Source organism: Aerococcus sp. L_32, from assembly GCF_050689315.1.
This window is the reverse complement of sequence record NZ_JBOEQF010000324.1, coordinates 1-2,232: the sequence shown is the minus strand read 5'-3', so window position 1 is coordinate 2,232 and position 2,232 is coordinate 1. Positions and strand designations below refer to the sequence as shown.

Annotated in this window: 2 protein-coding genes; both read left to right on the top strand. The window is 38.6% G+C overall.

Annotation, left to right across the window (positions count from 1 at the left end):
* The coding region (gene hisS / locus ACRCJ0_RS12405) for a histidine--tRNA ligase (RefSeq protein WP_431390618.1) at positions 1–934 on the top strand (934 nt) is incomplete at its 5' end.
* Between the two features lie 59 nt (positions 935–993).
* On the top strand, positions 994–2,232 hold a 1,239-nt coding region (gene aspS, locus ACRCJ0_RS12400; protein WP_431388350.1), incomplete at its 3' end, for an aspartate--tRNA ligase.

Here is a 2,232-nt window from a genome sequence, read left to right as displayed (position 1 = left end):
CGGCCGTTTACGCCAATTCCATCAAATCGGTGTTGAAGTATTTGGTGAAGCAAATGCTGCCAAAGATGTAGAAACGATTGCTTTAGCAATGGATCTATTTAAATCGCTAAATATCCAACATATCAAGCTAGTAATCAATTCATTAGGGGACACCAGTTCGCGTCTTGCTTACCGCCAAGCTCTAATAGACTATTTAACACCATTTACGGATGAATTATCTGAAGATTCGAAAACACGTCTACATAAAAATCCGTTACGTGTATTGGATTCAAAAGATAAAAAAGATATCGAAATCGTGGCCAATGCGCCGTCAATCTTGGATTACCTTTCTGAAGAATCAACTAAACGCTTTAATGATGTGCAATCTTTATTGACAGCCTTAGGTATTGATTTTGAAATCGATCCAAATATGGTACGTGGTTTAGACTATTACCAAGATACTATTTTTGAAATCATGTCTGAAGACAAAGTCTTTGGGGCCCAAACAACAATTTGTGGTGGGGGTAATTATGACGGCCTAGTTCAAGAGATTTCAGATGGTAAAGAATCTGCTCCAGGATTTGGTTTTGGTTTAGGAATCGAGCGTTTGATCTTGTTGATGAAGGCGCAAGAAGTTCAAGTACCAGACATGCATGAGCTTGACGTTTATGTGGTGAATATCGGAGACGGTACGGATGAAGCAGCGATGAAAGTCTTACAACACGTGCGTCACGCTGGTTTTTCAGCTGACCGAAACTTCTTTGGTGCCAAACCTAAAAAACAATTTAGAGACGCCAATAAACTTGGTGCAGACTTGGTTGTTACTATTGGAGAATCTGAATTGGAAAATAACCAAATCACGGTTAAACATATGACCTCTGGTAATGAAGCTGCCTACCCGCTAGAAAAATTTGCGGATGATTTTGCAAGTATTTACCAAGAATTAAACCAATAATAATTATTTTTAAAATAGAGATACGAAACAAAAGAGATTTAAAATAAAAGGAGCTGCATATAATGCAACGTAGTGTGTATTGTGGAAATGTGTCTAACGAATTCGTTGGACAAACTGTAACATTAAAAGGATGGGTACAAAAACGTCGTGACCTAGGTGGGGTAATCTTTGTTGATTTACGCGACCGCGAAGGTATCGTTCAAGCTGTATTCAACGTTGAAAACTTAGGCAACCAATTTGCTGAAGCTGAACGTTTACGTTCTGAATACGTGATTGAGGTAACTGGTGAAGTTGTGTTACGTGGTGAAGGATTGGCGAACCCGAAAATTAAAACGGGTGACATTGAAGTGATGGTTTCTGATTTAACAATCTTAAACATTTCAAAAACACCACCATTCCCAGTTGAAGATGATATTGATGTAAACGACGAAATTCGTATGAAATACCGTTACGTTGACTTACGTCGACCAAAAATGGCGAACAATATGAAATTGCGTCATCAAGTAGTATCAACAATCCACCGGTACTTAGATGATCAAGAATTCATCGAAGTAGAAACACCTTACTTAACAAAATCTACGCCAGAGGGTGCGCGTGATTACTTAGTACCATCTCGTGTACATCCAGGTGAATTCTATGCATTACCGCAATCACCACAATTATTCAAACAATTGTTGATGTCTGCAGGTATGGACCGTTACTACCAAGTTGTTCGTTGTTTCCGTGATGAAGATTTACGTGGAGACCGTCAACCAGAATTTACGCAAATCGACTTAGAAACAACTTTCTTAACACAAGAAGAAATTCGTGATTTAGTAGAAGGTATGTTGAAAACAGTTGTGAAACGTACTAAAAACATTGATATCACTGAAAACTTCCCAATCATTACTTATGACGATGCAATGGCGCGGTACGGTAACGACAAGCCAGATACTCGTTTTGGTTTAGAATTAGTGGAAATTTCTGATATCGTTGACCAATACGAATTCAAAGTATTCAACCAAGCAATTGAAAAAGGTGGCATCGTTAAAGCTATCAATATCAAAGGTGCTGGTGACAACTACTCGCGTAAAGACTTGGACAACTTAACACCATTTGCATCTACATACGGGGCTAAAGGTGTGGCTTGGATCAAAGTCACTGACGAAGGTTTATCTGGTCCAATTGGTAAATTCTTTAAAGACAATCCTGCACCATTAATGGACCGTTTACAGGCTGAAACTGGTGACGTCTTAGTGTTCGTTGCAGATAAAGAATCAGTTGTAAACCAATCATTATCTGAAATCCGTTTGAAATTC